At 35.9% G+C, this 7,282-nt stretch carries 5 protein-coding genes; 4 read left to right on the top strand and 1 reads right to left on the bottom strand.

Features of this window, described 5'->3' with window-relative positions:
• Positions 1-71: 71 nt before the first annotated feature.
• A protein-coding gene (locus HMPREF2933_RS09700) for an IS5 family transposase (RefSeq protein WP_224783972.1) occupies positions 72-871 on the bottom strand; the annotation gives its coding sequence in 2 pieces (ribosomal slippage) (positions 72-500 and positions 503-871; 798 coding nt in all).
• A gap of 305 nt (positions 872-1,176) precedes the next feature.
• Here HMPREF2933_RS09700 and bgrR point away from each other — a divergent pair.
• From bgrR to bac, 4 genes are all read left to right on the top strand, one after another.
• Positions 1,177-1,830, top strand: coding sequence for a response regulator transcription factor BgrR (bgrR, locus tag HMPREF2933_RS04430; protein ID WP_024052301.1), 654 nt, complete (start codon positions 1,177-1,179; stop codon positions 1,828-1,830).
• The gene (gene bgrS / locus HMPREF2933_RS04425; protein ID WP_024052302.1) at positions 1,827-3,167 is read left to right on the top strand and encodes a sensor histidine kinase BgrS; all 1,341 of its coding nucleotides are present in this window, start codon (positions 1,827-1,829) and stop codon (positions 3,165-3,167) included. The genes bgrR and bgrS overlap by 4 nt, the downstream gene beginning before the upstream one ends.
• 106 nt (positions 3,168-3,273) lie before the next feature.
• Positions 3,274-3,801, top strand: coding sequence for an isoprenylcysteine carboxyl methyltransferase family protein (locus HMPREF2933_RS04420; RefSeq protein WP_024052303.1), 528 nt, complete (start codon positions 3,274-3,276; stop codon positions 3,799-3,801).
• Between the two features lie 79 nt (positions 3,802-3,880).
• Entirely contained in the window at positions 3,881-7,123 is a 3,243-nt protein-coding gene (gene bac / locus HMPREF2933_RS04415) for an IgA Fc-binding protein BAC (protein WP_024052304.1), read from the top strand.
• The last annotated feature ends 159 nt before the right edge of the window (positions 7,124-7,282 follow it).

The raw sequence follows: 7,282 nt of genomic DNA, 5'->3' as shown, positions 1-7,282 counted from the left end.
GTATTTTGAAATTAAATAGCACCACGGGTATAATCAGGAAAGGAAGATTGTATAATAGACTTCCTGCGAAACTAAAATCCTAGTTCACGGTTGATAATTCCAGCAATCAAATTCATTCGTAATCCAAACCGTTTGCGTCGATTTCGATAGGTTGTTGAAAATATTTTAAACGTTTTTACTTTGGCAAAAATATTCTCAACCTTGATTCTCTCTTTAGATAGCACATGGTTATAGGCTTTATCTTCAAGAGTTAGTGGCTTAAGTTTGCTTGATTTCCTCGGAGTTTGCGCTTGTGAATACATCTTCATGATCCCTTGATAACCACTGTCAGCCAAGATTTTACCAGCTTGTCCGATATTTCTGCGACTCATTTTGAACAATTTCATATCGTGGCAATAGTTCACCGCAATATCCGAAGAAACAATTCTCCCTTGGCTTGTGACAATCGCCTGAGCCTTCATAGCATGATATTTCTTTTTACCAGAATAATTGGCTAGTTGATTTTTTTAGGACGATTGATTTTTACCTCTGTTGCATCCACAATCACCGTATCCTCAGCATTAAGATGAGTTTTTGAAATCGTAAAACCACTTTGAATAAGAGTTGATTCAACCCATTGACTCCGACGGATTAAGGTGCTTTCGTGAATGCCAAAATCAGCCGCAATTTGTTCATAAGTACGGTATTCTCGCATGTATTGAAGAGTAGCCACGAGGAGATCTTCTAAGCTTAACTTAGGGGTCCGTCCACCTTTTGCGTGTTTACGTTGATAAGCTGTTTTTAACACAGCTAACATCTCTTCAAAAGTAGTGCGCTGAACACCAACAAGGCGCTTAAATCGTACATCAGTTAATTGTTTGCTTGCTTCCATAATTCATAGAACTATTGTACCATATTTTGTTCCGCAGGAAGTCTATTATAGAACTTTCAATCAGGAGTTGTCCTGATTCTTTTTGTATTTATTTTAAAAAAACCAAAGGAAATAAGTTGACAATATGTAAATATTAGTTATAATAAGAATAAATAGATATTAAGATTTGTATAGAATGAAAAAGAGCAGAGTTTCCTGAAATTTCCACCATTTCAATAGAGCCCTGTTTCTTTTTTGCGTATGAAATGAAAATAATGTAAACCTAGCAAAAGAGTGAATTTTAGATAGGTTAAGAAGGGGAATAGATGAACATTTTAGTTGTAGATGATGAGGATATGATTAGAGAGGGAGTAGCTGCTTTTTTGAGAGAAGAAGGCTATCATGTTATTCTAGCAAAGGATGGGCAGGAGGCTTTGGAGAAATTTTATGAGTTCCCGATTCATCTGATGGTCTTGGATCTGATGTTACCGAAGCGGAGCGGATTTGAGGTGTTAAAAGAAATTAATGGAAATCATGATATTCCTGTAATCGTCTTAAGTGCACTCGGAGATGAGGAAACTCAGATGCAGGTATTTGACCTTTATGCTGATGATCATGTGACAAAACCATTTTCACTAGTGCTCCTAGTCAAACGGATTCAAGCTCTGCTTAGGCGTTACTATGTTGTGGAGGATATTTGGCATTATCAAGATGTGACAGTGGATTTCACATCCTACCAAGCTCGAGTCAAGAACGAGGAGGTTGCAATTAAGCCGAAAGAATTGTTGGTTTTAAAATGTTTGATCCAACATAAGAACCAGGTCTTGAGTAGAGAGCAGATACTCGAGTCTATCTCGAATGATTTTGCAGATTTGCCTCTTGATAGAGTAGTTGATGTTTACATTCGAAATCTTCGTAAGAAGTTGGATCTGGATTGCATTGTAACAGTGAAAAATGCCGGATACAAAATTAGCTTATGATAAAAAATCCTAAATTATTAACCAAATCATTTTTAAGAAGTTTTTCGCTTTTAGGTGCAATTGCTTTGGTCATCCACATTGCCATCTATCTGACCTTTCCTTTTTATTACATTCAGCAAGAGGGTGAGAAGTTTAATGAGAGTGCGACTATTATAAGCAGGTACTTAGAAGGTAAAAATTTTCATGAACTGCCTAGTTTGCTGGAGTCCTATTCGAAGTCTCTTCGCATCTCTGCCCATTTGAAAGATGATGTACTGGACAAGAGAATTTCCCTTGTGCATGACTTGGAAATAAAGGAAGGCAGTCCCACTAACTATATCGTAACGATTGACCGTCAGATTACGACAGCTGATGGTAAAAAGGTAACCATTCAATTTATTCAAGGTGTGGATATTTATAAAGAGGCAACACGGATTATGCTTCTCTATCTCCCGTATACCTTTTTAGCAACGCTTGTATTTGCCTTTCTCTTTTCCTACTTCTATACGAAACGTTTACTGGAGCCTCTCTTTTATATCTCAAAAGTTACAGGTAAGATGCAGGAGTTGGATCATGATATTCGCTTTGATGAAACGCGAAAGGATGAAGTTGGGGAAGTTGGAAAGCAAATCAATGATGTGTATGAAAACTTGCTGGCAGTCATTGATGAATCTGATAGAAGAAATGAACGGATTGTCAGGTTGCAAAAGCAGAAAGTTTCTTTTGTTCGCGGAGCGTCACATGAGTTGAAGACCCCTTTAGCCAGTCTTCGAATTATTCTAGAGAATATGCAGTACAATATTGGGGATTATAAAGACCACCCTAAGTATATAGCAAAGAGTATCGATCAAATTGATCAAATGAGCCACTTGCTCGAAGAAGTTTTGGAGTCCTCTAAGTTCCAAGAGTGGACAGAGTGTAGCGAGACCTTGATAGTCCAGACTATTTTGACGGATGTTTTATCTCGCTATCAGGAATTAGCACGCTCAAGAGGAATAGAAATTGAAAATCAATTGACAGATGCTACTAGGGTCGTCATGAGTCTCAAGGCATTGGATAAGGTTTTGACAAACCTGATTAGTAATGCAATTAAATATTCAGATAAAAATGGGCGCGTAATCATATCCGAGCAAGATGGCTATCTTTCTATCAAAAATACCTGCCAACCTCTTAATCAAGAAGAGTTGAATCATTTGTTTGATATTTTTTACCACTCTCAAGTTGTCACAGACAAGTCTGAAGGGTCTGGTTTAGGACTCTATATCGTGAATAACATCCTAGAAAGTTATCAAATGTCCTATAGTTTTCTCCCTTATGAACAGGGAATGGAATTTAAAATTTGCTTGCAAGCAGATTAGTTGTATAAAGCAAAAGAACGGAAATCTCTCCGTTCTTTTTTTGTTATAGTTCATATAGGGTTAACATATGGGTGTTATTCTTTGTATAAAAAGAAAGGATACTAATATGGTATTAGCAATTATTTTAGTAACATTCCTTATTCGATTGATTTTTTTAAAGCGTTCGATAGAGAATGAGAAACGAATCCTTAGCAACGGTGGGCAAGAATTTGGGGTTGAGAATACAAAACGATTGACGTTGGCACATATTATTTTTTATCTCTCTTGCTTCGTTGAAGCAATGGTGCACAAGACAAATTTTGATGGTATGAGCATGGTTGGTTTAGTCTTGCTTATTTTTTCTATGCTGATGTTGATGTTGGTGATTCACTTGTTGGGAGATATTTGGACAGTAAAGCTTATGCTTGTCAATAATCACAAATTTGTAGATCACTTCCTTTTTAGAACTGTAAAGCATCCTAATTACTTTTTAAATATATTACCAGAACTAGTTGGTTTGGCTCTGGTGAGTCATGCTTATGTGACATTCATCTTTATTTTTCCTGTATATGCTACTATTTTATACCATAGAATAGCAGAGGAAGAAAAATTATTGCAGGAAGTTATTATTCCAAATGGAAGAATGAAAGGCTAAAAATAATATACCCAATTTAATATGCAGTTCATATTGGAGGGGTATACTGAAGATAAATAAAATATTGGAGGATATCGATATGTTTAAATCTAATTATGAAAGAAAAATGCGTTATTCCATTCGTAAATTTAGTGTAGGAGTAGCTAGTGTAGCGGTAGCTAGTTTGTTTATGGGAAGCGTTGCTCATGCAAGTGAGCTTGTAAAGGACGATAGTGTGAAGACTACCGAGGTTGCAGCTAAGCCCTATCCAAGTATGGCTCAAACAGATCAAGGAAATAATTCATCATCCTCGGAACTTGAGACAACAAAGATGGAAATTCCTACAACAGACATTAAAAAAGCTGTTGAACCGGTCGAGAAAACAGCTATTACTGCTTCTCAAAATGATGAGAAGAGAAAATCAACTGAAAAAGTTACAGCAGAAAAGACGAAGGAGACAGACTCATCTAAATCAAATGATAATAAAGCCAAGGTAGAAAAATTAAAGAATCGTCTCAAAAATCAAATTAATCAGAGTCAATTATCAGAAAACGAAAAGAAAAATTGGTTAGCTAGTATTGATAATGAGGAAGATACGGACAATTTACAGACTTTAGAGTATGAATTTAAAGAGTTTATCCAAAAGAAACAGGAACAAACTTCTAAGCAGTCAGATACGAAAGTAGATCTAGGCAATATTGACAAAGAGCTTAATTATCAAAAGAGACAAGTTGAAAAAATGGCAGAGCAAAAGGGAATCACAAATGAAGATAAAGACTCTATGCTGAAAAAAATTGAAGATATTCGTAAACAAGCTCAACAAGCAGATAAAAAAGAAGATGCCGAAGTAAAGGTTCGTGAAGAACTAGGTAAACTCTTTAGTTCAACTAAAGCTGGTCTGGATCAAGAAATTCAAGAGCATGTGAAGAAAGAAACGAGTAGTGAGGAAAATACTCAGAAAGTTGATGAACACTATGCTAATAGCCTTCAGAATCTTGCTCAAAAATCTCTTGAAGAATTAGATAAGGCAACTACCAATAAACAAGCTAAACAAATTAAAAATCAATTCTTAGAAAATGCTCAAAAGCTCAAAGAAATACAACCTCTTATCAAAGAAACGAATGTGAAATTGTATAAGGCTATGAGTGAGAGCTTGAAGCATGTTGAACAAGAATTAAAACATAATTCGGAAGCTAATTTAGGAGATTTGGTTGCGAAATCTAAAGAAATCGTAAGAGAGTACGAAGGAAAACTGAATCAATCTAAAAACCTCCCGGAATTAAAGCAACTAGAAGAGGAAGCTCATTCGAGGTTGAAACACGTTGTGGAGGATTTTAGAAAAAAATTTAAAACATCAGAGGAGGGGACACCTAAAAAACGTGTCAAACGAGATTTAGCCGCTAATGAAAATAATCAACAAAAGATTGAGTTAACAGTTTCACCAGCGAATATCACTGTATATGAAGGTGAAGACGTGAAATTTACAGTCACAGCTAAAAGTGATTCGAAGATTAAGTTGAATTTTTTGGATCTTTTGACAAAATATAATCCGTCTGTAGTAGGAACTAGAATCATTCATAATTATAAGAATGATGTTGAGAATCATAAGATTGTCGAGATTACTATTAAGAATTTGAAGCCAAATGAAAGTCAAACAGTGACTCTAAAAGCTCAAGATGATTCTGGCAATGTGGTCGAAAAAACGTTAACTATTACAGTGCAAAAGAAAGAGGAGAAACAAGTTCCTAAAGCACCCGAGCAGAAAGATTCTAAAGCGGAAGAAAAGATTCCTCAAGAACCAAAATCAAATGACAAGAATCAATTACAAGAGTTGATTAAATCAGCGCAACAAGAACTGGAAAAGTTAGAAAAAGCAATAAAAGATTTAATGGAGCAACCAGAGATTCCATCCAATCCAGAGTATGGTATTCAAAAATCTATCTGGGAGTCACAAAAAGAGCCTATCCAGGAAGCCATAACAAGTTTTAAGAACATTATTGGTGATTCATCTTCACAATACTACACAGAGCACTATTTTAACAAATATAAATCTGATTTTATGAATTATCAGCTTCATGCACAAATGGAGATGCTGACTAGAAAAGTGGTTCAGTTTATGAACAAATATCCTGATAATGCAGAAATTAAAAAGATATTTGAGACAGATATGAAGAGAACGAAGGAGGATAATTACGGAAGTTTAGAAAATGATGCTTTGAAAGGCTATTTTGAGCAATATTTCCTTACACCATTTAATAAAATTAAGCAGATTGTAGATGATCTGGATAAAAAAGTAGAACAAGATCAGCCAGCACCAATTCCGGAAAATTCAGAAATGGATCAAGATAAGGAAAAGGCTAAGATTGCTGTGTCGAAGTATATGAGTAAGGTTTTAGATGGAGTTCGTCAACATCTGCAGAAGGAAAATCACAGTAAAATTGTTGATCTTTTTAAGGAACTTGAAGCGATTAAACAACAAACCATTTTTGATATTGACAATGCAAAGACTGAAGTAGAGATTGATAACTTAGTACACGATGCATTCTCAAAAATGGATGCTACTGTTGCTAAATTTCAAAAAGGTCTAGAGAAAAATACGCCAGAAACTCCAGATACACCGCAGGCTCCGGAAGCACCGCAGGCTCCAGATACACCTAAGAGCCCAGATGTACCGAAGTTACCGGATGGGTTAAATAAAGTTGGACAAGCAGTATTTACATCAACTGATGGAAATACTAAGGTTACGGTTGTATTTGATAAACCTACAGATGCTGATAAGTTACATCTCAAGGAAGTAACGACGAAAGAGTTGGCTGATAAAATTGCTCGTAAAACAGGAGGAGGAACAGTTCGTGTGTTTGACTTATCTCTTTCTAAAGGAGGCAAGGAAACTCATGTCAATGGAGAACGAACTGTTCGGCTCGCACTTGGGCAGACTGGCTCAGATGTTCACGTCTATCACGTAAAGGAAAATGGCGACCTTGAGCGTATTCCTTCTAAAGTTGAAAATGGGCAAGTTGTCTTTAAAACGAACCACTTCAGTTTGTTTGCGATTAAGACACTTTCTAAGAATCAAAATGTCACTACACCTAAGCAGACTAAGCCGTCTATCCAAGATAGTCAGACACAGATAGGAGAGAGCCAAACTGGAAAATTCCAGAATAAAGAAGTTAATCATAAACCATTGGCTACTGAAAATGAAACAGTAGCAAAAGGAAATCCTACATCAGCAACTAAGAAGAAATTGCCATCTACAGGAGTAGCGTCTAATCTAGTTCTTGAGATCCTTGGTCTCCTTGGTTTGATTGGAACTTCATTCATCGCGATGAAAAGAAGAAAATAATGATTCAGTTTTTAAAAAATATCCACTTTCGATATCTAGCATTTGATTGGTTATCTGTGGATGATTCCAAAGATGTTACCTATCGTTGGTATTTAACAATTATAAGTCATTTCATATAAAAGAGGCTCTTTGTCAACTGTAGTGGGTTGAAGAAAAGCT

It is taken from the genome of Streptococcus sp. HMSC066F10 (assembly GCF_001813805.1).
Lineage (GTDB): Bacteria > Bacillota > Bacilli > Lactobacillales > Streptococcaceae > Streptococcus > Streptococcus vaginalis.
The sequence above is the reverse complement of the archived record's forward strand: the minus strand, read 5'-3'. Positions and strand labels throughout refer to the sequence as shown.

Excerpts from the sequence above, each read along its gene's own strand:
- bgrR (WP_024052301.1), top strand. The coding sequence starts at position 1,177 with ATGAACATTTTAGTTGTAGATGATGAGGATATGATTAGAGAGGGAGTA.
- bgrS (WP_024052302.1), top strand. The coding sequence starts at position 1,827 with ATGATAAAAAATCCTAAATTATTAACCAAATCATTTTTAAGAAGTTTT.
- HMPREF2933_RS04420 (WP_024052303.1), top strand. The coding sequence starts at position 3,274 with ATGGTATTAGCAATTATTTTAGTAACATTCCTTATTCGATTGATTTTT.
- bac (WP_024052304.1), top strand. The coding sequence starts at position 3,881 with ATGTTTAAATCTAATTATGAAAGAAAAATGCGTTATTCCATTCGTAAA.